Annotated in this window: 21 protein-coding genes; 14 read left to right on the forward strand and 7 right to left on the reverse strand. The window is 48.0% G+C overall.

All coding sequences use genetic code 11. The features are described 5' to 3' along the window. The first annotated feature begins 32 nt into the window (after positions 1–32). Positions 33–617: a glutathione peroxidase gene (locus BMZ54_RS14780; protein WP_089912915.1), complete on the forward strand. Its 585-nt coding sequence runs from the start codon at positions 33–35 to the stop codon at positions 615–617. A 378-nt stretch (positions 618–995) separates the two neighbouring features. Here BMZ54_RS14780 and ytxJ read toward each other — a convergent pair whose 3' ends face one another. Beyond that, positions 996–1,328, reverse strand: a complete 333-nt coding sequence (ytxJ, locus tag BMZ54_RS14785) for a bacillithiol system redox-active protein YtxJ (protein WP_089912918.1) — start codon at positions 1,326–1,328, stop codon at positions 996–998. Positions 1,329–1,672: 344 nt separating this feature from the next. On the opposite strand from ytxJ, the gene BMZ54_RS14795 reads away from it, so the two are divergent. From BMZ54_RS14795 to BMZ54_RS14835, 9 genes are all read left to right on the forward strand, one after another. Next, on the forward strand, positions 1,673–3,025 hold the full coding sequence (locus tag BMZ54_RS14795; RefSeq protein ID WP_089912924.1) for a UDP-N-acetylmuramate--L-alanine ligase: 1,353 nt from the start codon (positions 1,673–1,675) through the stop codon (positions 3,023–3,025). Between the two features lie 97 nt (positions 3,026–3,122). Continuing rightward, complete coding sequence (locus BMZ54_RS14800) at positions 3,123–3,896, forward strand: 3'-5' exonuclease (protein WP_089912926.1); 774 nt, start codon at positions 3,123–3,125, stop codon at positions 3,894–3,896. A gap of 73 nt (positions 3,897–3,969) precedes the next feature. After that, positions 3,970–4,713 carry a polyprenol monophosphomannose synthase gene (locus BMZ54_RS14805; RefSeq protein ID WP_089912929.1) on the forward strand — a complete coding sequence of 248 codons (744 nt, stop codon included), beginning with the start codon at positions 3,970–3,972 and terminating at the stop codon, positions 4,711–4,713. A 64-nt stretch (positions 4,714–4,777) separates the two neighbouring features. Next, the gene (locus tag BMZ54_RS14810) at positions 4,778–5,686 is read left to right on the forward strand and encodes a DMT family transporter (protein ID WP_089912932.1); all 909 of its coding nucleotides are present in this window, start codon (positions 4,778–4,780) and stop codon (positions 5,684–5,686) included. A 123-nt stretch (positions 5,687–5,809) separates the two neighbouring features. Then, positions 5,810–8,596 (forward strand): alpha/beta hydrolase family protein, encoded by a 2,787-nt coding sequence (locus BMZ54_RS14815; RefSeq protein WP_089912935.1) that lies wholly within the window; start codon positions 5,810–5,812, stop codon positions 8,594–8,596. 242 nt (positions 8,597–8,838) lie between these two features. Next, positions 8,839–9,687, forward strand: a complete 849-nt coding sequence (locus tag BMZ54_RS14820) for a helix-turn-helix domain-containing protein (protein ID WP_089912938.1) — start codon at positions 8,839–8,841, stop codon at positions 9,685–9,687. 181 nt (positions 9,688–9,868) lie between these two features. Beyond that, positions 9,869–10,306 (forward strand): GNAT family N-acetyltransferase, encoded by a 438-nt coding sequence (locus tag BMZ54_RS14825; RefSeq protein ID WP_089912941.1) that lies wholly within the window; start codon positions 9,869–9,871, stop codon positions 10,304–10,306. A gap of 157 nt (positions 10,307–10,463) precedes the next feature. After that, positions 10,464–10,982: a cupin domain-containing protein gene (locus BMZ54_RS14830; RefSeq protein ID WP_238386586.1), complete on the forward strand. Its 519-nt coding sequence runs from the start codon at positions 10,464–10,466 to the stop codon at positions 10,980–10,982. A 309-nt stretch (positions 10,983–11,291) separates the two neighbouring features. Continuing rightward, the gene (locus BMZ54_RS14835; protein ID WP_089912946.1) at positions 11,292–11,909 is read left to right on the forward strand and encodes a DUF4230 domain-containing protein; all 618 of its coding nucleotides are present in this window, start codon (positions 11,292–11,294) and stop codon (positions 11,907–11,909) included. 49 nt (positions 11,910–11,958) lie between these two features. On the opposite strand, the gene BMZ54_RS14840 is transcribed toward BMZ54_RS14835, so the two are convergent. Next, entirely contained in the window at positions 11,959–12,678 is a 720-nt protein-coding gene (locus BMZ54_RS14840; protein ID WP_089914185.1) for a hypothetical protein, read from the reverse strand. A 249-nt stretch (positions 12,679–12,927) separates the two neighbouring features. Here BMZ54_RS14840 and BMZ54_RS14845 point away from each other — a divergent pair, with 249 nt between their 5' ends. Then, complete coding sequence (locus BMZ54_RS14845) at positions 12,928–13,257, forward strand: RNA recognition motif domain-containing protein (protein ID WP_089912948.1); 330 nt, start codon at positions 12,928–12,930, stop codon at positions 13,255–13,257. Positions 13,258–13,635: 378 nt separating this feature from the next. Here the strand turns inward: BMZ54_RS14845 and BMZ54_RS14850 are convergent, their stop codons facing one another. The 5 genes from BMZ54_RS14850 to BMZ54_RS14870 all read right to left on the reverse strand — a co-directional run bounded on the left by BMZ54_RS14850 (position 13,636) and on the right by BMZ54_RS14870 (position 19,364). Continuing rightward, positions 13,636–14,277, reverse strand: a complete 642-nt coding sequence (locus BMZ54_RS14850) for a response regulator (protein WP_089912951.1) — start codon at positions 14,275–14,277, stop codon at positions 13,636–13,638. 393 nt (positions 14,278–14,670) lie between these two features. Beyond that, complete coding sequence (locus BMZ54_RS14855; protein WP_089912954.1) at positions 14,671–16,053, reverse strand: dihydrolipoamide acetyltransferase family protein; 1,383 nt, start codon at positions 16,051–16,053, stop codon at positions 14,671–14,673. 108 nt (positions 16,054–16,161) lie between these two features. Then, complete coding sequence (locus BMZ54_RS14860) at positions 16,162–17,403, reverse strand: CinA family nicotinamide mononucleotide deamidase-related protein (RefSeq protein ID WP_238386587.1); 1,242 nt, start codon at positions 17,401–17,403, stop codon at positions 16,162–16,164. Between the two features lie 969 nt (positions 17,404–18,372). Further along, on the reverse strand, positions 18,373–18,786 hold the full coding sequence (locus tag BMZ54_RS14865; RefSeq protein ID WP_089914188.1) for an acyl-CoA thioesterase: 414 nt from the start codon (positions 18,784–18,786) through the stop codon (positions 18,373–18,375). A gap of 170 nt (positions 18,787–18,956) precedes the next feature. Beyond that, positions 18,957–19,364, reverse strand: a complete 408-nt coding sequence (locus BMZ54_RS14870; RefSeq protein WP_089912960.1) for a DoxX family protein — start codon at positions 19,362–19,364, stop codon at positions 18,957–18,959. A gap of 288 nt (positions 19,365–19,652) precedes the next feature. Here BMZ54_RS14870 and BMZ54_RS14875 point away from each other — a divergent pair, with 288 nt between their 5' ends. From BMZ54_RS14875 to BMZ54_RS14885, 3 genes are all read left to right on the forward strand, one after another. Further along, on the forward strand, positions 19,653–22,730 hold the full coding sequence (locus tag BMZ54_RS14875) for a tetratricopeptide repeat protein (protein ID WP_089912963.1): 3,078 nt from the start codon (positions 19,653–19,655) through the stop codon (positions 22,728–22,730). 64 nt (positions 22,731–22,794) lie between these two features. Next, positions 22,795–24,435 carry a TonB-dependent receptor gene (locus BMZ54_RS14880; protein WP_143081019.1) on the forward strand — a complete coding sequence of 547 codons (1,641 nt, stop codon included), beginning with the start codon at positions 22,795–22,797 and terminating at the stop codon, positions 24,433–24,435. Positions 24,436–24,467: 32 nt separating this feature from the next. Further along, on the forward strand, positions 24,468–25,559 hold the full coding sequence (locus BMZ54_RS14885; RefSeq protein WP_089912969.1) for an HU domain-containing protein: 1,092 nt from the start codon (positions 24,468–24,470) through the stop codon (positions 25,557–25,559). Positions 25,560–25,609: the final 50 nt, after the last annotated feature.

Consider the following 25,609-nt stretch of genomic DNA (forward strand, 5'->3'; position numbering starts at 1 on the left):
CGCTATCCTTTTCACCGCAGCAAATAACCGTCATGACAGGCAAACAGTCTTTTCTTAAAAAGTTATACCCGCTCATTATGCGCCTCTCCCGCTTGTTTGGCAGCAGGAATAAAACATTGTTTAATGAAGCGGGAAAACGGCCACCGGTACCGCTTTCATCCCTTACCATCATTGATAACCAGGGCAACCTGGTGCCTATGAGCAAGTTTAACGGCAAAAAATTATTGCTGGTGAATACAGCATCCGACTGCGGTTTTACCGGCCAGTATAAAGCGCTGCAACAGCTGCAGGAGCTAATGCCGGAGCTGGTGATCATTGGTTTTCCGGCCAATGATTTCAGTGAGCAGGAAAAAGGATCGGATAAGGAGATTGCACAGTTTTGCCAGGCCAATTACGGGGTTACGTTTATGCTGGCAGCTAAAAGCAGCGTAGTAAAGGGTGCGCAGCAAAACCAGGTGTTCCGCTGGCTGTCGGATATGAGTTACAATGGCTGGAACCAGCAGGCCCCGGAATGGAACTTTAGCAAGTACGTGGTAAATGCCTCCGGCGTGCTGTTGTATTATTTCGGACCCGCAGTATCGCCATTAAGTGAAGAGGTACTGGCGGCGCTGAGGTAAGAATTACGAATTAATCAATTACGAATTACGATCCCGCCAAAGCGGGACATAGCCTGCCCCGCCCAGCGGGGAATGCCTTTGAAAATAATTATGATTATGAATAAGTAGAACGCAGCGAAGAAGGTGCTAGATGAAGGATTGCGCCATTTACAATGCGAACGTTCACAGCCTGCCCTTCAAAGCGGGAATGCCATGAAAATAATAATGGCTATGAATAATTAGGAATATGATAAACCCTTATAACCCTATCAACCGCTAAAAATGCAAAAGCATTCATGAACATCATTCCAAAATGATCATGAATGCAATAACTTATGGGTATAAAATGCCTTCGATCACAGAGCTCTGCAATCAACCGCACCAATTAATTATTAACTATTAATTCTTAATTAGCTCCTTGAGGCTGTCCATCGAAATGCCGTTATGGCTTTCGTCATACACGCAAGCTCCATTGCGGATCAGTAATACCTGGGGCGATTCGTGCTCCACGGCATAATCCTGGGCAATTTTATTGGAAATATTGCGGTGCCTGATCAGGTCAAGGTAGTAAAAGTCCACATCTCCGGGCGCTTCGGCGCGCTCTAACCGGGATTTAACCATCGAACTAATGGAACAGCGGGTGCTGTGCTTAAAAATAACCACCGGCTGCTGGGCCGATGCTGCTTTAATTTGTTCTAGTTGTGATTCGCTGTCTAGCGTCTTCCAGTTCATTTCCTAACACTCCTTACTTTTTTCAGCCGGTACCGATTTCGATATCTTCATCGGGCAGCCCAGCTTCGAATGCGTTGCACACGAGGTAAATAATACTGCAAAGATACCAATAAGGCCGGCAACGCCCAACATTTTAACATGAGATCTCATGATTGGAAATTTAATCTTTAAACGAAAATTCATAGGGAAAGCGTATAAAATCTTTTTTAATCGTGCTTAGTAACGTTACTTTGCAAATATAAAAAATATATTAAAGAAAACAACAAGATGTGTGAGCAGTGGTTTATCCTGATTGTCATTAAAATTAGCACTGGATCCTGCTTCAAACTTCCTACTGTCCAATTATGAAAGTTCACTTTATTGCCATTGGCGGCAGCGTTATGCACCAGTTGGCCATTGCGCTGCATCATAAAGGCTACCAGGTAACAGGCAGCGATGATGAAATATTTGAGCCGGCCCTTAGCAACCTTGCAAAGGTAGGGATTTTACCGGTTTCTACGGGCTGGGATGCCAATCGTATTACAGCCGGCCTGGATGCCGTTATCCTGGGTATGCACGCCCGGGCCGATAATCCGGAACTAAAACGTGCACAGGAGCTGGGCCTTAAGATCTATTCCTTCCCGGAATATATTTACCAGGAAAGCCGGCAAAAGCAACGGGTAGTAATAGGCGGCAGCCACGGCAAAACCACCATTACCGCCATGATCATGCATGTGCTGCAGGCACAGCAAAAGGCGTTCGACTACCTGGTAGGCGCCCGCCTGGAGGGCTTTCCCCAGTCGGTGAACATTACCGATGCCCCGCTGATCGTATGTGAGGGCGATGAATACCCGGCTTCCGTAATAGAAAAACGGCCCAAATTCCATTTCCTGCACCCGCATATTGCTGTGCTCAGCGGTATTGCCTGGGACCATATTAACGTATTTCCCACTTTTGATAATTACCTCGAACAGTTTGCCATTTTTATCCGGCAAATGGAGCCCGGCCACATCCTCATATATAATAGTACCGATGAGGTGCTGAGCGCGCTGGTAGACAAAGAAGGCCGTCACCTGAAACTGGTGCCCTATACCCTGCCCATTCACATGATCACGAACGGGGTAACCCGCGTGTATTTTGAAGAAGGTTTCAGCGACCTGCAGGTATTTGGCGACCACAACCTGCTGAACCTGCATGCCGCCCGCCTGGTTTGCAATGAGCTGGGCATCACAGATGATGCTTTCCTGCAATCCATCGCCACCTTCAAAGGCGCCGCCAAAAGGCTGGAGCTGGTGGGTAAGAATAAGCAAACCGCCGTTTACCGCGATTTTGCCCACGCTCCCTCCAAGGTAAAAGCCACTATACAGGCCCTGCAGCAGCAGTACCCGCACCGTAAGCTGATCGCCGTACTGGAATTACATACTTACAGCAGCCTGAATGCCGGTTTTATGGATCAGTACCAGGGCGCTATGGACCCGGCCAATGAAGCCGTGGTATTTTACAGCAAACATGCGCTGGAAATAAAACGTATGCCGGAGCTGCTGCCCGAACAGATAGCAGCCGGTTTTGGCCGGAAAGACCTGCACGTATTTAACCAGCGCGCACAGCTGGAAGCCTTCCTGGATGCACAGCAGTATAAGGATACCAACCTGCTGCTCATGAGCTCCGGCGACTATGAAGGGATGGATGTACGTGCGCTGTGGGAAAAAATAAAATAGGAAGTCAGCAGCAGGAAACAAGCAGTAAGCAATAAGATATGGAAAATGCATGTATCTTACTTCTTACATCCAAATATCAAATCATCATTTTTCAACAATGCCCACTTTACAACTTAAAAGGCCCCTGGCGGTTATTGACCTGGAAACTACCGGCACCAATGTAGCCACCGATCGTATTATTGAAATTGCCATTGTTAAAGTATTCCCGGATAAAAGCACGCAATCCAAAGTAAAACGTGTGAACCCGGAATGCCCCATACCCGCTTCCACTACCGCTATTCATGGTATTACGGATGATCATGTGAAGGACTGCCAGACCTTTAAGCAAATGGCCAATGAGCTGCGCCAGTTCCTGGAAAATTGTGACATAGCCGGTTATAACTCTAACCGCTTTGATATTCCCATGCTGGTAGAAGAGTTTTTACGTTCCGGGCTTGAATTTGAGGTATCCGGCCGCAAGTTTGTGGATGTGCAGAAGATCTTTCACCTCATGGAAAAACGTACCCTGAGCGCCGCTTATAAGTTCTATTGCGATAAGAACCTGGAAAATGCCCATAGCGCGGAAGCCGATGCATTAGCCACTTTTGAGATCCTGGAAGCCCAGCTGAACCGGTATGAAACACTGCAGTCAGATGTTGATGGGCTGGCGGAATTCACTAAGGAAGATGAGTACATCGACTTTGCCCGCCGTATGGTTATGCAGAATGGTACAGAGGTATTTAACTTTGGCAAATACAAGGGCCGTCCGGTAAAGGATGTGCTGAAATCAGAACCCCAATACTATGACTGGATGATGAAAGCGGATTTCCCGCTAAACACCAAACAGAAATTGACAGAAATTTATCATAGTATGATGTTAAAAAAAATGTAATATTTTTCAGGAACGCTCTATCTTGCGGCCTGATTATACTATTTTCGCAGTCCACAAAAACGATGTTCGCTGATTGGAAAAGCTTGTCATAATACCTACGTACAATGAAAAGGATAATATCCGAAAGATCATTGACGCTGTATTTTCCTTGCAGCAGGATTTTCATGTACTTATCATAGATGATGGTTCGCCGGACGGCACCGGCAACATTGTAAAGCAGCTGCAACAGCAGTATGCAGGCACGCTGTTCCTGGAAGAAAGGAGCGGCAAGCAGGGCCTGGGCACCGCCTACATCCATGGCTTTAAATGGGCGATGGCTAACGGCTACGAATATATTTTCGAAATGGATGCCGATTTCTCCCACAATCCTAAAGACCTGATACGTTTGTATGATGCCTGTGCAAAGGAAGGGGCCGATCTGGCCGTAGGCTCCCGCTATGTAAAGGGCGGCCGTACGGAAAACTGGCCCTGGGACCGTGCCATACTTTCTTACGGCGCTTCCATTTATGTAGGCATTATAACGTGGCTGCCTGTACGGGATGCCACCGCCGGGTTTGTGTGTTACCGCCGCGCAGTGCTGGAAGCCATTAACCTGGATGCCATACAGTTTGTGGGATATGCGTTCCAGATAGAAATGAAATTCACCGCCTGGAAGCTGGGCTTTAAGCTGAAGGAAGTGCCCATCACTTTCCGCGACCGGAGGGAAGGTTATTCTAAAATGAGCAAAGGCATTGTGAAAGAAGGGATCCTGGGCGTACTGAAAATACAAACACAAAGCCTTTTCCGGCGCTATGAACGCCGGCATACTACCCGCTGATCAGTTGGCAGTCATTAGTTGGCAGTTGCCGGTTATAGCTGCAAAAGCTGCAAACTGCTAACGCATGAAAAAAGCATTTCTACAACTACATTTTTCCGTTTTCCTGGCCGGCTTTACCGGCATCCTGGGAAAGCTGATCACGCTGAATGAAGGATTGCTTACCTGGTACCGTTTACTCATCTCCGCTGTTACACTTTACCTTATTTTTTTGTGGCGTGGCCTGTTAAAGAAAATTCCTTTCAGGGATGTAATGATCATTGGCAGCAATGGCGCCATCATAGGCCTGCACTGGGTATTTTTTTACGGCAGCATTAAATATGCAAACATATCCATAGGCGTAGTGTGCTATTCACTTACCAGCCTGTTCACCGCTATATTTGATCCCCTTATTAACCGGCGCAGGTTCGAGGTGTCTGAGCTGTTATTAAGCCTGCTTACCCTGCTGGGCATCCTGCTTATATTCCATTTTAATACGGAATACCGCACCGGCATTATACTGGGCATTATCTCCTCCATGTTTGCCGCACTGTTCACGGTGTTTAACAAACGGCTCATTAAACGTTTTGATACCTATACGCTGGGCTTTTATGAGCTGATGATAGGTACGCTGTGCATTACGCTGCTGCTGCCATTCTATTTATACAACACCCATACGCCGCTTTCCGCCTTCCTTCCCTCCTGGCAGGATGCGTTGTATTTAATAGTGCTTTCCTGGGCCTGTACCCTCTGGCTGTATGCGCTTACTCTTACTTCTTTAAAAAAGATCTCTGCCTTTACTGTAAACCTCTGTTTTAACCTGGAACCGGTGTACAGCATCCTGCTGGCCTTTTTGCTGTTCCAGGAAAATAAATACCTGGGCTGGACTTTTTACGTTGGCCTGTTTTGCATTATGCTGTCTGTAGCCCTGCAAATGTGGCGGGTAGCGCAGCAGGCGCGCCGGTCCACGGACCACAGCCCACAGTCCATGGCTTAATTCCCAAAATAAGTTTTACGCGTTAATCCCTCCAATTCACCGGCAGTGGTCGTTGTCTGCCGTTCACGCACTATGCAATGGACCATGGACTATGGACCATGGACTTTTATTAATTTAGCCAACATGAAAAGCACCCTCATATGTGCAGCCCTTACCGGCCTATCGCTGGTTACCTATGCACAGCAAACCACATCTAAACCGCCACTGGATCACAGTGTGTACGACAGCTGGGAAAGTATTGGCAAAAAGGCCATCAGCAATAATGGCCAATGGATCGTTTATACCATTACCCCGCAGGAAGGCGATGCCCGCTTAGTGATCTACGACAACAAAACCCGCCGCAGCATGGAAGTGCCGCGCGGCAGCAAACCCGTGATCACGGAAGATTCCAGGTACGTGATATTTGCCATTGATCCGTATTTCAAAGACACCAGGCAGGCTAAGATCAAAAAGAAAAAGCCTGCTGAAATGCCTAAAGATTCCCTGGGCATTGTAACCCTGGAACAATGGCAGCTGTGGAAAGCCCCTATGGTAAAGTCTTTTAAAACACCGGCCAAAGGCAGCGGCTGGGTGGCCTACCTGCAGGAAAGACCGGAATGGGATAAAGACAGCACCAGCGGCACCCCGCTCATTATCCGTAACTTAAAAGATAATAAGGAAGATACCCTGCCGCATGTGCTGGAATACACTTTCAGCAAACCAGGTAACAAGCTGCTGGCAGAGATCACCACCGCTAAAAAAGATCCCCTCTCCAAAGCAGGCGTGCTGTTATGGGATATAGCCAGCCGTAAGCTGGATACCCTGAGCCGTGGCAGCGGCGAGCGTAAGCTGCTAACCTTTGATGATAAAGGACTGCAGGCCGCCTGGGTAAGCACCCGCGACACCGCCAAAGCGCCGCAGCGCATTTTCCAGCTCTACTACTACAAACCCGGGCAGGATACCGGCATTATTGCCGCCGGCCGTCAAACACCGGGCTTACCCAATAACTGGGGCGTGGCTGACAGTAGTAACATCGAATTCAGTGAGAACGGGCAACGCCTGTTCTTTGGCACCGCTCCCATACGACCGCCTAAAGACACTACCCTGGTAGATTTTGAAGTAGCCAAAGTAGACATCTGGAACTACCAGGATGATTTTCTGCAACCCATGCAGCTCAAAAACCTGAACCGGGAACTGAAAAGAAGCTACACCGCAGTATATGATCCCGCCACACAAAAAGTGTTACAGCTGGGTAATAAAGACCTGGAAACCGTGGTAACAACCGATGAAGGTAACAGCGCTTACGCCCTTGGCTATACGGATAAGGGCGAACGCATTGCCATGCAGTGGACCGGCCGTACGCTGAAAACCGCGTGGCTGCTGAATGTTGGCGATGGTACCCGCCGTATGGTAAAAGAAAAGCTGGATGGCGATTTTTACATCTCCCCCAAAGGCCAGTACCTGTATTGGTATGATCGGGTAGCCAGGCACTGGTTCAGCTACCAGGTAAGCAGTGGCGCCATCCGCAACATTACGGCCAGTATACCCACCAAGATGTATGATGAGGTAGATGACCATCCCGATGAACCGGATACCTATGGCGTAGCCGGCTGGCTGGAAGGTGATAAATACGCGTATATCTATGACCGTTATGATGTGTGGCAGGTGGATCCAAGCGGGCAGCAGGCGCCGGTGAATGTAACCCTTGGCACAGGGCGTAAAGATAAAACCCGCTTCCGCTATGAGAAGCTGGATGAGGAAGAACGCTTTTTCAAAAAAGACCAGGACCTGCTGCTCAGCACATTTAACGAAACTACCAAGTACAACGGCTTTTCCCTGTTAAGGCTGAAAACCGGTACCCTGCAGTCTTTGGCCATGGGACCTTATGCTTACCAGCAACCAGGCAAAGCTAAAAATGCAGACAGTTACATTTTCACCAAAAGCAGCTATGAGCTTTCGCCGGATGTATATGCCGCCACCCTTTCCGGCAAAGCGCCGTCCTTTAACAAAGCCGTACAGCTAAGCCATATAAACCCACAGCAGCAACAATATAACTGGGGTACCGCTTCCCTGTTTAAATGGACAGCCTACAACGGGCAGCCTGCAGAAGGCATCCTGTACAAGCCGGAAGATTTTGACAGCACCAAACACTACCCGGTGCTTATTTACTTTTATGAAAAGCTGTCGGATGGGTTGTACAATTATTCGCCGCCCGCACCTACCCCCTCCCGCCTCAACATCCCGTTCTTTGTAAGCCGGGGTTACCTGGTGTTTGCACCGGATATTACCTATGAGAACGGGTACCCCGGCAAAAGCGCCTATAATTATATTGTAAGCGGAGCCCGCGCGCTGGCGCAGCATAGTTGGGTAGACAGTACCAACATGGGCATACAGGGACAAAGCTGGGGCGGATACCAGGTGGCTTACCTGGTTACACAAACGCATTTATTCAAGGCTGCCTGGGCTGGTGCGCCGGTAGCCAATATGACCAGCGCTTATGGCGGCATACGCTGGGAAAGCGGTATGAACAGGCAGTTCCAGTATGAGCATACGCAGAGCCGCATTGGCGCTACCTTATGGGAAAAGCCGGAGCTGTACCTGGAAAACTCGCCCCTGTTCCATTTGCCTAACGTAACCACGCCCCTGGCTATTATGAGTAATGATGCAGATGGCGCCGTACCCTGGTACCAGGGTATTGAGCTGTTCACCGGCCTTCGCCGCCTGGGCAAACCCGTTTGGTTGTTAAACTATAATAATGAGGCCCATAACCTGGTGCTACGCCAAAACCGTAAGGATATTCAGCGCCGGGAGCAACAATTCTTTGATCACTTCCTGAAAGGCGCTCCGGCGCCACAGTGGCTGTTATACGGGGTACCGGCCACAGAAAAAGGGGTGAACTGGGGCTGGGAAGTCAACAATAATAATCCATAAGTGATCGTTCTAATGGTTAGTGGCCTGTTTTTGCCTTGAAAAACCTGAAAAACCTATTGCCAAACGGCCACTAACCATAGAACACCTGTCTAAATCCCTGATGTTGAATGTAAAAAAAGTATCATACTATTTATTATCACTATATAATATATTTTACCTATATTTACATAACAAGAGAATCTGTTAGAGTTTTCGGGGAGTGATTAGATAGATGTTCCTATAATCTTTGAAATTTTTTTCCTATGAATTTCCATATCTATCGTCCTGCAGCCAACTTACATCCTTATGTAAAGCATTACTACTACTGGTACGATGATACTTCAGGGGTAATTAATTTGCCGCAGAACCTGTTATCATTAGGTGATCAGTATATGGTATTCCTGCAACAAGGCGAAGTAAGCTGTCAGCCTTGCCAGCATACCACCTTTACCTTACCGCAAACTGCAGTGGTAGGGCATTTCACCTGTTCCAGCCAGTTAAAGGTAAAAGGTCCGGTAAAAGTAGTGATCGTGCACCTGAATGCTTACGGCAGCTATCGCATGCTGGGCATTAACATGCACGCCATCAGCAACTACTACCGTGATCTGGGCAAGCTGCCCGGCCAAAACTGGAATGCGCTGGCTACACAGCTGGCAGCTGCGGATGCCACGGGCATACCGGCCCTGCTGGATGCTGCCCTGGAAGGTGCTATGCAGCAGCAGGCTTACAACAAACAGGAAGTAGAAGAAGTAGCTAACTTCCTGCAGGAGAAAGATGGGCATGTGAACATCGCTGAACTGGTGGCCCGTTTCCGCCTGTCAAGGCCCACCCTGGAAAGATTGTTTATGGAAGTAGTAGGCTTACCGCCCAAGCTGTATGCCCGCATGCTGCGCTTTAAAAAGGCCATGCAGCTGTTACAGCAAACCAGCGTTCCGCAATGGCAGCCCATGACCGCTAATAACAGCCAGTATTATAACGAAGCAGTGTTCCGCCAGGATTACATTTATTTTAACGGGCAAGCACCTTCTTTCTTCAATACTTTTAATAACAATAACAATACTGCCGCAGTGGCGCAAATGCCGGTACCCGCTACAGGCGTTGCCGTGGCATAAAAACATATTAAAGTGAAAGGTTTAAAAATGGAAGCTGAAGCAATTCACCTTCCATTTTTCTTTTCAGCCTGCTTATTAAATTCCTTTCCACTCCTGCCGCTGCACTTTTCCGCTTTATCCTTTATGCTTTCCGCTTTAAGCTTTTTGCTTTTTTACTTATTTTGTTCCTAAATACTTGATAATGGAGGTCATACAGGTACAGCAAGGCGCCTACACCATTAGCACAGACCGTGAAAAACTGGATATAGATCTGATCTATGATTTCCTGAGTAATGATTCGTACTGGGCTAAAGGTATTCCGCTGCAAAAGGTGCAGCGCTCGGTACAACATTCCCTTTGCTTCGGCGTTTATCACCACCAGCAGCAGGTAGGCTTTGCACGGGTCACCACCGACTATACCACCTTTGCCTGGATAGGCGATGTGTTTATTGTGCCGGCTCACCGCAAACAGGGCTTATCCAAATGGCTGGTGCAAACCATCCTGGCCCATCCTGACCTGCAGGGCTTAAGAAGGTGGCTGCTGGCCACTGCCGATGCTCACCAGCTGTATGCGCAGTATGGCTTTACACCGCTGCCGCAGCCGGAAAGATTTATGCAGATCCATAACCCATATATTTAAAAGTCCATGGTCCATAGTCGATGGTCCATGGAATATAACGCAAGGAAGTTCTTACATAGTAGTATAGCCAACAGAGCAGCTACCTTGTTACGAAATATAACCATATGATGTACGCCACGGACCATCGACTATGGACCATGGACTAAAAAACCACCCAATGATCACAACCCTTAAAACAGCTGAGTACTGGCGCGAACAACTGCAATTACAGCCGCATGTGGAAGGTGGCGCCTTCCGGGAGACCTACCGCTCCTCCTGGGTATTACACAAATCCACCCTGCCGCCGGGCATGAAGGGTAACCGCAATGCCGCTACCTGTATCTACTTTTTACTGGAAGCTGGCCAGTTCTCCGCCTTTCACCGCATTATGGCCGATGAGATCTGGCATTTTTATGATGGAGAACCTTTAAGCATATACGAAATTGATTCAGACGGCCGGTTAACGGTCCATAAGCTGGGACGTAACCTGCACCTGGGCGAGCAGCTGCAGGTAGTAGTAACGGCCGGCAACTGGTTTGCCTCCCGCCTGGACACAGATGCCGGTTTTGCCCTGGTAGGCTGCAGCGTAGCTCCGGGTTTTGATTTTGAAGATTTTGAGCTGGCACAGCGCAAAAAGCTACAGGCGCTATACCCGCAACATAAGGAGCTGATCTTTTCGCTTACACGCGAAGATTAATTACGAATGGTCAATTACGTCGCGCCCAAAGCAGTGCATAGCCTGCCCCGCCCAGCGGGGAATGCCATTGAAAATAATTATGATAATGAATAATTAAGTAGAGCGCAGCGCCATTTTGCGCGGGAAAGTAATCTGCCAAATACCAAATGCCGGCTGCAAACGTTTATAAAATTGCCCTATATAATATGCAAAACATGTTAAGTGCATCTATACCTATTTGTGATATTGTCTGTAATAAAGAAAATTCGTAATTCGTAATTCGTAATTCGTAATTCGTAATTCGTAATTTATTTCTAGCTTGCCTCAACTATGAAACGATTCCTCTATTTAGTCGGCTTTGCACTCCTTGTCCTGCTGATATTCTGGCTGGGTAAGCAATTCGGCAGCCGGTCCGTAAGTCAGCAGATCCTTAGCAACAGTATGATTGTAAGGGAAATAGCCGAGCTGGCCAGCCTGGAAGTACAGGGCGTAGCCAGCCATAAGCGCAGTAACCTGGAGAATGATGGCGGCTGGGCCGACAACTTTAAAAAGATGTTCCTGGAAAATACCATCTGGGTATCCATCCCCTACCAGGCCAAATACGGGGTAGATGTGAATGAAAAGAATTTCCGTGTGTCCGTTACCGATAAAAAGATCACCGTACAGCTACCGGCACCCCACCTGCTTAGCTATGAGCTGAGACTGGATAAAATGGAAACTGCCAACCGCAAAGGCTGGCTGCTTTTCCAGGATGATGAAACCTATACCGACGTACAGAAAAAACTGTACGAGACCTCCCGCGCGCAGCTGGCCGGTAATACCATTTACCTGCAGCAATCCAAAGACAAGATCAAAAAGATCATTACACAGTATTATCAGCCCTTTTTACAGGACCATGAGCTGGAGGTGGTATTTGATGGGGAAGGAAGCGTATCGCCGCTAAAATGATGCGCAATCAGCATATCCCGGCACACTAGCATATTGGCATATCAGCACATTAAGCAGCATTCTTTGTTATATACTTCACCAAACATCTCTTGGCAATAGGCAGCAGGGTTTCATTCAGCGGAAACACCAGCTGCGTATCTACCCGGTATACTGCCGGGTTAGGTAGCTTTTTACGCTGCCGTATCAGGATGGTTTTAATATGCTCGCAGGAATGCACCAGGTCTTTCCGGTAAGTCTCTATCAGCTGTGTGTGAATGCCCCGGTACTTTTCATCATGCCGCTCAAAAATGGTGAGGCGGTATTCATACACCAGCGTATCCTGGTGCCGCCCATCAGAGAGGAACAGGTACCCCTCCTGCGTATCCAGGGGTATCAGGCCTACCGGCGCTATGTTCATGCTTTCTTCCACCATTTCATAGATCTCCGTTCCGTCTTTAATGGTCAGGTTCATCCGGTTCATGGCATAGTGGATAATGCTTTCCAGCTCCTGCATCAGCTCATCGTCGGCAATCATCTGCTCATACAGGATCTGCAGCTTCTCCATGTTCAGGGAGGTGAGTCTTTTAGGGAATTGCTGCTGAATGAATTGTTTGTTGTCCCGGAAAGCCACTAAGTTGTTGAAGTGGAAAATAACATCCGCCAGCTGCGGGTAAAGCTTGTTCTCGTTGAAGTAATGGTTGATCTCCTGCAGGTAAGCCAGTAAGGTATATTTTTTCTGCTCAAAGTCTATATAACCATCTGCAAACCAGGTTTCACTTAATACACCCATAACAATAAAATTTAATGGATTATATACTAAATTTACAAAAAAAAGTGCATTAAAATAGCGCGATAATGCATTTGATTTCATTTTAATGAATATTTAAAAAACCCCGTAAAACCTTGACTGTACCACGTTTGGGGTATACCGTTACTACCCACAGGCCCTCTTTTTAGAAAATGTTGCCAGGGTAGGATATTTTATCAATTTAATTTCTTTATCTTCAGTATTATTTTTCATTTTTTTAATCTTTTAGTCATGAACATTTACGTAGCCAACCTGCACTATAGGTTGAACGATGAGGACCTTCACCAGATATTTAGCGAATTTGGGGAAGTAACCTCCGCGAAAATCATTAAGGACCACGAAACCGGCCGTTCACGCGGTTTTGGATTTGTGGAAATGCCTAACCAGGAAGAGGGATCCAAGGCTATGAATAGTTTGAATGGCACTGAGATAGAAGGCAAACAATTAATGGTAAACGAAGCAAGACCTAAACAGCCGAATAATAACTTCAGGAGTGGTGGTGGTGGAGGAAACCGTGGTGGCGGTGGATATGGTGGCGGTGGCCGCGATCGTCGCTATTAATTTAGTTATTTATTCTATTGCGCCAGGTTTTCAAGGCCAAATGAAATTTGAAAGAGCCGTCCTGTTCTACAGGAGGGCTCTTTTGTTTTAGCCCTTTCAACAGCCTTTCATTAACCCGGTATAAAAAGAAAATGGCGCCGGTGGTGTACAGCGCCATATATCTTTTACTTTGCGATGGTGTTAACAGCAGCCAACTGGTTATATTGTGCTACTGTGTGTATCATCCATGGGGGATACCTGATGGAAGCACACTGTATTGTTCAGAGGATATGGAACACGAAGTAATAAAGCAACGCTACAATATTACAGCAAGTACCTTTTTTGTGTGCCACTTATTATAGTGGTAGTTGTTAACAGTACTGCTTAGCTCCCTACTTATTATAGTGGCACCTGTAAATTGTTCAAACAGATCCTGGATACCAGCTCTGATTTCGATGAAACATTTAGTTTCTGGTAGATCTTCTTCAGGTGATGATTGATGGTGAACACAGACAAATGCAAACGGTCCGCCATGGTTTTATAGGAATGCCCCTGCTTTAATAAATGCAGCACCTCATATTCCCTTTCTGTTAGCTTATTCCGCAGCTGCTGCAACGGATCTTCATTCATATGGCTGATCAGCTGATAGGCAACCCTGGGAGAGAGGGTGCTGCCGTAATTAAGCGCATCCATCATGCCCTGATAAATATCCGCCAGGCGGCCGGTTTTCAGCAGGTAACCATGCGCCCCTTCTTTAATAGAGGATACAATATGCTCCTTTTGATCGTGGGCAGATAACATAATGATCTTAGCTTCCGGGAAAAGACAGCGTAATGGGTAAATGCCCTGTATGCCGGATTCCCCGGGCAACATTACATCCAGCAGGATCACCGCAACATTCATATCATAAGAAGGCAGGGCCCTGAATTCCTCCATGGATCTGCACGTAAACACTACCCTGCAATCCTGGAAATCTTCTAAAAATTCCTTATAGCTGTTCAGCTGAAAATAGTTGTCTTCAATGATACCAATATTGATCATGGGAAAAAGGATATGTAGGGTGTATTGTCATTTAGCTAACCAAACATCAGGGATTACTTCATAGGCCATTCTCTTCCTTATACACTGGGGTCATTTACAGCCCCGTGATTCATGTACTTTGTGCTGCGTAAATTACGGTCCATTTAAGCAATTGATGGTTAACCAGATGTTAACAGGCTGATAACGTTCGTGTTAGAAAGTGTATATGAGTACCAATAAAAAGGCAGGGCAACCTTGAGGAAAAGTAAAAAAGCAAAAGTTAAAAAGTAAAAAGGAATGCAGCGTACTACTGTATTTACTTTTTAATTTTTACTTTTTTACTTTTTACTTTCTTTCAAGGTTGCCCTGCGCAAAAGATACCTGCACACTTTACGCCTGCAGGGATGGATCTGATTAATATACTTTTTCCGGATCAAAGTGCTCCAGCTCCTGCGCTACTGCGCTCAGGAAAGTAGAACCCAATGCACCGTCAACAATGCGGTGGTCGTATGAGAGCGACAGGTACATCATATGGCGGATAGCAATGGAATCGCCTTCCGGGGATTCAATCACCACCGGGCGCTTTTTAATTGCACCTACAGCCAGTATGGCTACCTGCGGCTGGTTAATAATGGGCGTACCTGCCAGGCTGCCAAAGGTACCTACGTTGGTAAGCGTAAAGGTGCCGTTCTGGGTATCTTCCGGTTTCAGGCGGTTGGTGCGGGCGGCATTGGCCAGCTGGTTCACCTGCCGGGTAAGTCCTACCAGGTTTAGCATGTCGGCATTGCGGATCACCGGAACAATGAGGTTACCGCTGGGCAGGGCCGTGGCCATACCTATATTAATATCTTTCTTCAACAATATCTTATCACCTTCCAGGGAGCAGTTCACCAGTGGGAAACGTTTAATACATTTCACCAGCGCTTCTATGAACAGCGGGGTAAAGGTGAGCTTCTCCCCTTCCCTTTGTTCAAAATCCTTTTTCACTTTATCGCGCCACTTTACCATGTGCGTTACATCTGCTTCTGCAAAGCTGGTTACATGCGGGCTGGTTTGTTTGCTGCGTACCATATGCTCTGCTATCAGCTTGCGCATACGGTCCATTTCAATGATCTCCACATTACCACCGCTGCTGCTGCCATTGTAAGTGGGTACCGGCGCAGCCACGGCTTTGGATGCTTCCACAGGCGCCGGCCTGCTTTCAGGCACCGCTGTGGTAGCCGCTGGCCTTGCAGCAGGCTGGTGGCCCTGCTGGCGGGCAGCTACATATTCCAGTATATCTTTTTTGGTAACACGGCCTTCACTGCCGCTGCCCGGTATATTTTCCAGCTCGGCAAAGCTTACGCCTTCCTGCTGGGCAATGGTTAATACCAGGGGTGAGTAAAAACGGGGACCGCTGGTACTGAATTTGGGCTCCGCATGCTGGGCCGCCACCGGCTCAGGCGCCGTATGGTGGTGGTGCGCCTCGTTATTGGTAATAATTTCGTGGTGGTGTTGCTGCGCTGCAGGCTTAATTTCTTCAAACGTGGTGGGGGCAACAGGTATTTCGGCGTTACCGGTTGTATTGATACGGGCAATTACGGCGCCTACCGGTACTACCTCATTCTCTGCAAACAGTAATTCAGTAATCTCCCCGTCGGCAATGGAGGGCACTTCACTATCCACCTTATCCGTGGCAATTTCCAGCACGGTTTCATCAGCTTTTACCTGATCTCCGGGCTTTTTATGCCAGCGTAATATGGTGGCTTCCATGATGCTTTCCCCCATTTTAGGCATTACCAGTTCTACAATGGCCATAAGATGTATTTTAGTGTTTAGCTGGCAACAAATGTAAGCCAATTAGTTTAATGTGTAAATGTGCTGATATGCTAATATGCATATACCCCGCATCAATACATTAGATGATCAGATCAGTTTCCTCAGCTCATTCATTGCATAAATAGCCGTCATTTGTATGTTACGTTCCCGGTCATACATCAGGCGGTATTTTACAGTTACAATATTATCTGCGCTGCCTGCGGCTATCCATACAGTGCCTACCGGTTTTTCCGGCGTGCCGCCATCAGGGCCCATAATGCCTGAAACCGCAATTGCATAATCCGTGTTTAATACCTTCAGCGCGCCTGCTGCCATTTCACGCACAGTTTCTTCGCTTACCGCGCCATAGGTGGCCAGGGTTGCTTCTTTTACGCCCAGCAGCTTTGTTTTCATAGCATTGCTGTAGGTAACCACGCTGCCGTTGTAGTAGGCAGAGCTGCCTGCTACTGCGGTAATACTATGCGCTATGTAACCACCGGTGCAGCTTTCTGCCGTGCCCACAGTTTTGCCTTTGGTTTTTAAATAGCGGCCCAGCACTTCGCCCATGGAAATATCCTCATCGTACACCGCAATATCTTTCAGCAATGCCTCCATTTCCTGGAAGCGCAGCTTCAGCTCTGCCGCGGTGGATACTTTGTCTTCCCCGTGCGCGGTTAACCGCAATTTTAACAAGCCGTAGCTGGGTAAATAAGCCAGCTTGATATGTTCCGGCAGCTGCGCTTCAAAGGCCAGCAGCTTTTCCGCCACAAATGATTCACCCATGCCGGAGGTCAGCAGGGTTTGGTGCAGCACGGCTTTAGTATCAAACTGCTCCTGCAGCCGTGGCAGCACATGATCGGTCATAATACCTTTCATTTCATGCGGCACACCGGGCATGGATACAAATACTTTACCGCCCTTCTCAAACCACATACCCGGCGCCAGGCCATGGTGGTTCATTAATACAGTGCAGCTATCCGGCACCAGGGCCTGGTCTATATTCCGCTGTAATATGGGCAGGCCCCGGCTCTCAAACAGCTGCATCAGGCGTTGTAAGGTGGGCTCATGCTGCACCATGGTACCGCCAAAATATTCCAGCAGTGTGGGTTTGGTGATATCGTCGGCCGTGGGCCCCAGGCCCCCGGTGATCAGTATAATGTCGGCAGAAGCGCTTTCTTCATCCAGCGCTTCCAGGATGGCTTCCTTAATATCGCCTACGGCTACACGGCGCTGTACCCATATACCCATACCATTCAGCTGCTGCGCCATCCAGGCAGAGTTGGTGTCGATGGTTTGTCCTATCAGTAGTTCATCACCAATGGTAATAATGCTGGCTGTTACTTTTTCCACGCGTAAAGGTTTTATGAATAAAGGAACAAAATTAGGGAGGAAATGCATGTAAATCGCAAATATTCAGCACATGAATGGGCAGGCGGTCGTGGTTCAAACCACCTCATTCCCGCATCAAGTCCACATCAAGTCCACGTCATGCCCACAATAGATTGGTAATGAACTTGTTACAGAGCCTCTAAAAAACCGTGTTACATTTGGGTTCAGTTCGTATGCAGACCATGTTCAGCCTATGTTCCGGCCTGCATAGGTGGTAGAGGCGTGCCTGTGCAGTACGTGCTGCAGGTAAGCGCCTGTATCCGCATTGCGCATCCATGGCTGTTTTAGCAGTAGTAATAAAGTAAAGGCATATACGCAGACATACAGTTCTGGGGTAAAATAGCAGGCGCTGTGCCGGCAACTATCTTGCAGTTGTTGAGTAAAAGTCATATACGCAGGTCTTGAGGTTAAGCGGCGGGCACTACCGGCACCGTCCTGTAGTTGCTTGAATAAAGCTATATGCAGGTCTTTGCGTTAAGCGGCAGGCACTGCTGGCACCATCCTGTAGTTACTTGAATAAAGCTATACGCAAATCTTGGGGTTAAGCGGCAGGCACTGCTGGCACTATCCTGTAGTTGCTTGAATAAAGCTATACGCAGGTCTTGGTTAAGCGGCAAACACTGACGGCGGCTATTCTGTAGCTATTGAGTAAAGGCATATACGCAGGTATTTTGGGTTAAACACAAGGTACTATCCTATAACTGTATTTGAGTAAAAAGCATATACGCAGGTATGCGTGTCTTTGGGTTAAGCAGCAGGCGCTGCGCCGGCAACTATCCTTGTAACCGCATCCGATCCTCTTACCCATAAAAAAGCCCCAAAAAGCGGCTGCTTCCTGGGGCGCTTCAGGTCCTGCAGAAGGCCCTGGTAGAATATATCATCGTTTAAGCGATCTTCAGATCATTTCTTCTTAATAAGAAAATACGCAGCTTATTTATTGAAGAACGGCTCCAGCTTTTCCCGTAACGGCAGCGGCAGCAGCGACTTCTGTTTAGTATCCGTATGCAGGAACACCAGCGTGGTAACACCTACATTCAGCAGCTCACCTTTTTCATTGAACAGTTCTGAGTGGAACTGGATCTTATGGTCTGTACGCAGCTCTCTCAGGGAGGTCTTTACAGTTATCAGGTCATCATAAAAAGCCGGGCGCAGGTATTTAACATTCAATTCTGCCACCGGCATAATAATGCCCTGCTCTTCCAGCTGGCGGTAGGTAAATCCCAGCTCCCGGATGGCCTCTGCACGGCCTACCTCATAATACAAAGCATAGTTACCGTAATACAAATATCCCATCTGGTCGGTTTCCCCGTAACGCACACGTATTTGAGTAATGGATGTGAACATGAATTTCTTTTTGAGCGGAAAGCTGAAAGCACAAAGCATAAAGCTTCCCACGTTATTTTGAGCGGAAAGCCGAAAGCATAAAGCACAAAGCCTCCCACATTGTTTAGCAGAAAGCGCAAAGCTACTCAAATTTGCTTTGCGCTTTCCGCTTTATGCTTTCAGCTTTCAGCTTATCTCCCGATCAAACTATCAAAACTTACTTTACCAGGCCCGCAGAACAGCAGCACCACAAATACGGTTAGGAATGCGATCGCTTTTTCCTGCACGTCAATAGCATCATGCGCATGGATCATGAACAGCGCTACACTCATACAAATGATCAGCGGAATAGCCGCCAGGCGGGTGAGCAATCCCAGTATCACAAACACAGAACAAAATACTTCTGCAAAAACAACCATCCCCAGGGAAACCGTGTGGCCTACATGCAAAGGATCGGCGAACTTGTGCGAAAGAGATGCAAAGTTCATCAATTTAGGCCAGCCATGCGTAAGCATTAGCCCCCCAAACACCAATCGCAGTAACAGCAGGGAAAAATGCACCGTACCATTGGTAAAAGTGGCAGAAAAGAGTCTTCTCATAGGTGTAAAAATGGTTTAATTCTTGCTAAGTTTAATTCCTTTGCAAGATAGCGCAATAGGCCTATGCCTGGGATTGAGAGTTATCCACATCACTGTTAGAAAAGCATTAAACGGCAAAAAGGTTTAAACTTTTATATTTGCTGACATTGATTCAGCGTTTATTGGGTTATCTGTTTTTGCCTGGTTCTCCTAACTGTTATTTTTGATTAATCAACTGGTTGTCAATACCAATACAGGGAGAAAGTGCGTTAACAGGTAAGCCATCTACTATTTTAATAAATACAGAGCATGTTTATAAGAAAGATCGTGGTTCCCGGACAGTTGTTAATATCCCTCCTGGCCTTTGCCGCCACTGGCATACTGGCCCCCTCAGCTGCCCGGGCACAACAAACACGCATTTATACCGAACCTGATAAAGTTTTCAAGGATGCGCAGCAACTATTCCAGCAAGAGAAATATGCCGTATCCATGCAGCTTTTCCGGCAGGTGATCCAAAATATTGATTACTTCAAAGAAACCAACCGCTCCCTGGTAAAAGCAGATGCACAGTACTATTACACGGTATGCGCATTAAAGCTGCAACAGGCCGACGCGGAAAAAATGACACTGCAATACCTGCAAAGGACCAATAACAATGCCCGCGAACAGCTGGTAAGCTACCAGTTGGCCAAATATTATTTTCACCGCAACCAGCTGCAGGAAGCCATCCCGTATTATGAGAAAGCTAATATCGACAACCTTTCCAACAGCGAAATTGCCGATGCGAAATTTGAGCTGGCCTACTGTTATTTCAACGTAAAAGACTTTCAGAAAGCACAACCCCTGTTTGCATCCATCAAGGAAATAGAAGGCAAATATTACATACCCGCCAATTACTACTACGGCTTTATTGCCTACAATAACCGCCAGTATAATGAAGCTCTGGCCAGCTTTAAACGCGTGGAGCAGGAGCCTAAATATGCCGGTATTGTACCCTATTACATAGCAGAGATCTACTACTTCCAGGGCAAAAAGGAAGAAGTGATCAAATACGGCGAATCCCTGTTAAAGAAAGGCAATATCTATTATGATACAGAGCTGAAGCAGCTTATGGGACAGGCTTACTTTGAAAAGAAAGATTACCAGAAAGCCCTGCCCTACTTGCAGCAATACCAGGATAATGCAGAAGAGGTGCGTAAGGAAGATGTGTATCAGCTCTCTTACTGCTACTATCAAACCGGCAACTACAACAAAGCCATTAACGGTTTTAAACAGCTAAGCAGCGAAAAAGATTCTTTAGGCCAGAACTCCATGTACCTGCTGGGCGATTGTTACCTGCGTACCAACCAGAAGGCCAATGCACGCAATGCCTTTGCCTTTGGTGCACGTAATAACTCAAACCCGCAGCAGCAGGAAATATCCCGCTTTAACTATGGCAAGCTGTCGTATGAGCTGGGTTATAATGATGCAGCCCTTACAGAGCTTTCCAACTTTGTAAAAACATATCCGCAATCATCTTACAACAAAGAAGCCCGGGAAATACTGGTGCAGCTGTTCACCAACACCAATAACTACAAGGATGCGCTCACCACTATAGAATCCATCCCTGACAAGAACCCCACCGTATTGCGGGCCTACCAGCGCGTATCCTACGGCAGGGCCACGCAGCTCATAAACGATCAGCAGCTGGCAGAAGCCGACCGCCTGCTGGATGTAGCCATTAAAAATCCCTACGATAATAATATTAAACAGCTGGCACATTTCTGGAAAGCGGAAATAGCCCTGCGCCAGCAGCGTACAGATAATGCCATCATTAACCTGAACAGCTATCTCACCGGCGCCGTACCTGCTTCCGGTGAGGCCAATGCGCAAACAGCCAGCTATAACATGGGTTACAGCCTGCTGAAGAAAGAAGATTATACCCATGCACTGCAGCATTTTGAAGCCGCCCAAAAAGCCAGCGGCCCCAATGCAGGCCGTATCGCCAACGATGCGCTGCTGCGTAGCGCCGACTGTTATTACATGCTGAAGGATTTTGGCAGGGCCACTGCGCTGTACGACCGTGTGATTGCCAATAAAGATCCCGGTGCAGATTACGCCACTTACCAGAAAAGTATCATCCTGGGCATACAAGGTAAGTATAACGAAAAGCTGGCCCTGTTAAAACAGCTGGGCAACCAATATCCCAGCTCCAGCTTTGGGAACGATGCTGATTTTGAGATCGCCAATACTTACCTCTCATCTGAAAAATATACAGAAGCCATTCCCTACCTGGAAAATGTGCTGAAAAAGCAGCCCAACGGCCCCAATGCACCACGGGCATTGCTGAAGCTGGGCCTGTGCTATTTCAATAAGGATAACGACAGCAAGGCCCTCTCCTACTACCGCCAGGTGGTGGAGAAATATCCTAACTCCGCAGAAGCTAATGAAGCCCTGCAAAGCATTAAGGATATTTATGTAGGCCAGGGTAAAACAGATGAATATGTGGCCCTGCTGAAAGCCAGCGGCAGAACGGTAACTGCCTCCGCAGCCGACTCGCTGGCCTATGCCGCCGCAGAAGCCCGCTTTAGCAGCGGCGATTGCGCCGGCGCCATACCCGCCTTTAACAGCTACATACAAAAATATCCGAACGGCCAGTTCCTGCTGCCCGCTTACTTTTACCGCTCAGAATGCGCGTATAACAGCAAAGACTATACGACCGCCTTACCCGGTTATGAGTTTGTACTTTCCGGCAACAACAGCCTGTATGCAGAGCGTGCAGCCCTGCAGGCCGCCAACATTAACTTTTACCAGGTAAAGAATTATGATAAGGCCCGCACCTACTACCTGCAGCTGCAGGACCTGAGCACCAGCAAGGAAAACACCATGACCGCCACCCGCGGCCTGCTGCGCAGCAATTACCAGCTAAAGCACTGGGATGAGGTAGGCAACTATGCGGAGCTGCTGCTGTCCAACACCAGCATTAGCACCGACGACCAGATTGCCGCACACTTTTACCTGGGCAGGGCGCAACAGGAGCAGCAGAAATATGATGAAGCCATCAATGAATTTAAAACAGTAGCCGGCCTTACCAAATCCGAAACCGGGGCCGAAGCCCGCTACAACACCGGTGTATGCTACCTGGCTAAAAATGAGCTGGATGCAGCGGAGAAAGCAGGTTTTGATGTGATCAAGAATACCCCCTCATACGGCACCTGGGTAGCCAAAGCCTACATACTGTTAGGCGATGTATACACCCAGCAGAAAGATTACTTTAATGCAAAAGCTACGTTCCAGAGCCTGGCAGAGAACTGCCCCATTCCGGAGCTGAAACAGGAAGCAAAAGATAAGCTGGAAAAAGTAGAAGCCGCAGAAAAAGCCGCCTCTAAGATCAGGACCAAACCATAACATAATACACGCAAAACGCCCTGCTAACAGGCGTTTTAAATGATAAAATATAAACAGCGCATAAATGAACGGTAAAACTAAATATATAAGCAGGTGTGGAGTAATAGGGATGATGGCCGGTTTCTTTTTACAGCAGCCTGCCTGGGCGCAGGACTCACTGAAGCAGGAAACCATTGACATTATTTCCACCTACCAGCCCAAGCTGCGCGATGCAGCAAAGCTGAACCTTACGGCAGCCCTGCCGGGCGTAGATACCGCCCGCCCGCGTATGGCCTACCAGGTACCTGCCCTGAACCTGTATTTTATGTACCAGCCCGTACCCTTAAAGCCCCTGGCATTAGGGAAAGATTCGCTGAACGCATTGCAGAACAACTTTGTAAAAGTAGGTTTTGGTAACTACCAAACCCCGCTGATACAAGCCGGTTTTGGCAGCGGCCGTAATGAGAAATATAACTTTGGCCTGTATGGCAGCTACACCGGCTCCAAAGGCAATATCAAGAACCAGGACTACAACGCACTGAATATACTGGCCTCCGGCACCTATTACTCTCCCCTGTATGAGATCAATGGCAGCGTGGGTTTTGACCGCAACGTAATACACTATTACGGGTACGACCATACGCTGTATGATTTTTCCAAGGGAGATGTAAAACAGGCCTTTAACCAGGGCACCATACAGGTAGGGCTGAAGAACCGTACCCAGAACGACTGGGCGCTGATGATAGCTCCCCGGGCCAAGTTCATGATCTTTACCGATGCCTTTGACCGTAAGGAGAATACAGTGGTAATAAATGCGCCGGTAAGCAAACAGCTGCTGGAAGATTTTTACCTGCGTGCAGAAGGCGTGTTTGACCTCTCTACCTTTAAAGAAGGCGATCAGAAGCAGATCAACAATAACGTAGTAGCCATTCACCCGGCTTTAGAGATCATAAAACCCGGCTTTACCCTGCATGCAGGCGTAAACCCCACCTGGACCAATAGCAAATTCTACCTGTTGCCCGACATCGTGAACGAATCGCACCTGATCCGTAAGAAAGTGATCTTAAGCAGCGGCTGGGTCTCTTACATTGAAAAGAACAGCTTCCGTAACCTGGCCAATAACAACCCTTTCATAGGCCAGTACCCACCGGGCATCCTGAATACCCGGGTAGAGGAAAAATACACCGGTATTAAAGGCACCCTGGGCAGCCACATTAACTATAACACCAAGTTTGCTGCCGTTACCTGGTATAACATGCCCCTGTTTGTGAACGATACCACCGTGGGTAACACGTTCTATATCAGGAATGAAGACCAGCTGCGCGCTTTCCAGCTGCATGCGGAGATCGGGTACATAGAGGAAGAAAAGTTCCAGCTGCGCTTAACCGGCGACTGGTATAACTATAACAAGCAGAATACAGAGGTAAAACCCTGGCACTTAATACCTTTCCAGGCCAATGCGTATGCGCAGTACACTGTTGGCAAAAACCTGCACCTGAATGCCAACCTGTATGCGTTAAGCGGCAGCTGGTATCAATTGGCGAACAAGGACTTCGCTAAAACCAAGGGCGCCTGGGACCTGAATGCCGGCGCCAACTACGACATTGGCAAGTATATTAATGTATGGGTAGCGGCCAATAACCTGTTTAATACCCATTACCAGCGTTGGAACGGGTATCCAACTTATGGTTTTAACATACTGGGGGGAGTAATGATTAAATTTTAAGTTGTAAACTTGCGCAATAATCATATAGTACCTTGATATTATTACAATACATCCAGGATGTACTTTTCCGGCAGCATACATGCACCGTGCCGGAGATCGGCACCTTTACACTGCAGTTCTTACCTGCCCGGTATAATACATCGGACAGAAGCCTGGACCCTCCCGGTCAGCAGGTGCTCTTTAATGAACAGTGGACAGATGATGGCTCCTGCCTGGAATGGATCTCATTAAAAGAGAACCTGGTGCCAGCTGTAGCCCAGCTAAAGCTGAACAGGTACATTGCGGAAATGAAGGCGGCCCTGGAAAACCGCCAGCCGCTGGCCTTACCCGGCCTGGGCACCCTGCAAACAGATGCGCTGGGGCATATTGACTTTTACCCGGAGAACCTGCCCGGCAAACCGGACACCCTGCACCTGCAGCCGGTGAACCGTCCGGATGCACCCTCCTGGCAAAGCCCGGCTTATGAGCCGCCCCCGCAGCCCGCATATACCCCGCCGGCCTATACGCCGCCACCAGCTTACACACCACCGCCGCCACCGCCCACACCAGCTCCGGAGCCGGTACAGCAGCATTACGAAGCGCCTGTACATACACCTGTGCCGGAACCCGTGGCAGCAGCACATACTCCGCAGGAACCGGTTGTTTATCCTCCTGCCCCCTGGGAGCTGGAGGAACAGCAAAGCCGCTTTAAATGGTGGTGGATAGCCATTCCCATTGCCGCAGCACTGCTGGCTACCGGCATCTGGTGGTTTATAGATAACCAGTCTTATGGCGGCGGTACCGCCACCCTGGATATGGATGCCATACCGCCTACCCCGCAGGATACCATGAGCATGGTGCCGGAAACCACGCCCACAGATACCAGCGCCACCATGCCGGCCGCCACTGATACGCTGCAGTACTTTGTAGTATTTGCATCCTATCCCAGCCGGACCGCTGCGGAAAAAAGGTTCCGTCAGTTAAAAGGTTTTGGGCTGAATGTAGCCATGTACAGTACCCGCGACTCCACCAACTTCAAGCTGGCTATGCCTTTCCGCTCCCTGGCCGCCGATACTGCTGCCAACATTAAGAAAGTGAGGGATAACTATGGGGGTAAGAACGGGAAGGTGTATTTGGAGTTCTGATGTGCAAATTATTGAAGCGTAGCTATAAAATGAAAAGTGCAAATGGATGT

Origin of the sequence: Chitinophaga rupis (assembly GCF_900109685.1) — a bacterium.
GTDB lineage: Bacteria > Bacteroidota > Bacteroidia > Chitinophagales > Chitinophagaceae > Chitinophaga > Chitinophaga rupis.

Excerpts from the sequence above, each read along its gene's own strand:
- BMZ54_RS14780 (WP_089912915.1), top strand. The coding sequence starts at position 33 with ATGACAGGCAAACAGTCTTTTCTTAAAAAGTTATACCCGCTCATTATG.
- ytxJ (WP_089912918.1), bottom strand. The coding sequence starts at position 1,328 with ATGAACTGGAAGACGCTAGACAGCGAATCACAACTAGAACAAATTAAA.
- BMZ54_RS14795 (WP_089912924.1), top strand. The coding sequence starts at position 1,673 with ATGAAAGTTCACTTTATTGCCATTGGCGGCAGCGTTATGCACCAGTTG.
- BMZ54_RS14800 (WP_089912926.1), top strand. The coding sequence starts at position 3,123 with ATGCCCACTTTACAACTTAAAAGGCCCCTGGCGGTTATTGACCTGGAA.
- BMZ54_RS14810 (WP_089912932.1), top strand. The coding sequence starts at position 4,778 with ATGAAAAAAGCATTTCTACAACTACATTTTTCCGTTTTCCTGGCCGGC.
- BMZ54_RS14815 (WP_089912935.1), top strand. The coding sequence starts at position 5,810 with ATGAAAAGCACCCTCATATGTGCAGCCCTTACCGGCCTATCGCTGGTT.
- BMZ54_RS14820 (WP_089912938.1), top strand. The coding sequence starts at position 8,839 with ATGAATTTCCATATCTATCGTCCTGCAGCCAACTTACATCCTTATGTA.
- BMZ54_RS14825 (WP_089912941.1), top strand. The coding sequence starts at position 9,869 with ATGGAGGTCATACAGGTACAGCAAGGCGCCTACACCATTAGCACAGAC.
- BMZ54_RS14830 (WP_238386586.1), top strand. The coding sequence starts at position 10,464 with ATGATCACAACCCTTAAAACAGCTGAGTACTGGCGCGAACAACTGCAA.
- BMZ54_RS14835 (WP_089912946.1), top strand. The coding sequence starts at position 11,292 with ATGAAACGATTCCTCTATTTAGTCGGCTTTGCACTCCTTGTCCTGCTG.
- BMZ54_RS14840 (WP_089914185.1), bottom strand. The coding sequence starts at position 12,678 with ATGGGTGTATTAAGTGAAACCTGGTTTGCAGATGGTTATATAGACTTT.
- BMZ54_RS14845 (WP_089912948.1), top strand. The coding sequence starts at position 12,928 with ATGAACATTTACGTAGCCAACCTGCACTATAGGTTGAACGATGAGGAC.
- BMZ54_RS14850 (WP_089912951.1), bottom strand. The coding sequence starts at position 14,277 with ATGATCAATATTGGTATCATTGAAGACAACTATTTTCAGCTGAACAGC.
- BMZ54_RS14855 (WP_089912954.1), bottom strand. The coding sequence starts at position 16,053 with ATGGCCATTGTAGAACTGGTAATGCCTAAAATGGGGGAAAGCATCATG.
- BMZ54_RS14865 (WP_089914188.1), bottom strand. The coding sequence starts at position 18,786 with ATGTTCACATCCATTACTCAAATACGTGTGCGTTACGGGGAAACCGAC.
- BMZ54_RS14870 (WP_089912960.1), bottom strand. The coding sequence starts at position 19,364 with ATGAGAAGACTCTTTTCTGCCACTTTTACCAATGGTACGGTGCATTTT.
- BMZ54_RS14875 (WP_089912963.1), top strand. The coding sequence starts at position 19,653 with ATGTTTATAAGAAAGATCGTGGTTCCCGGACAGTTGTTAATATCCCTC.
- BMZ54_RS14880 (WP_143081019.1), top strand. The coding sequence starts at position 22,795 with ATGAACGGTAAAACTAAATATATAAGCAGGTGTGGAGTAATAGGGATG.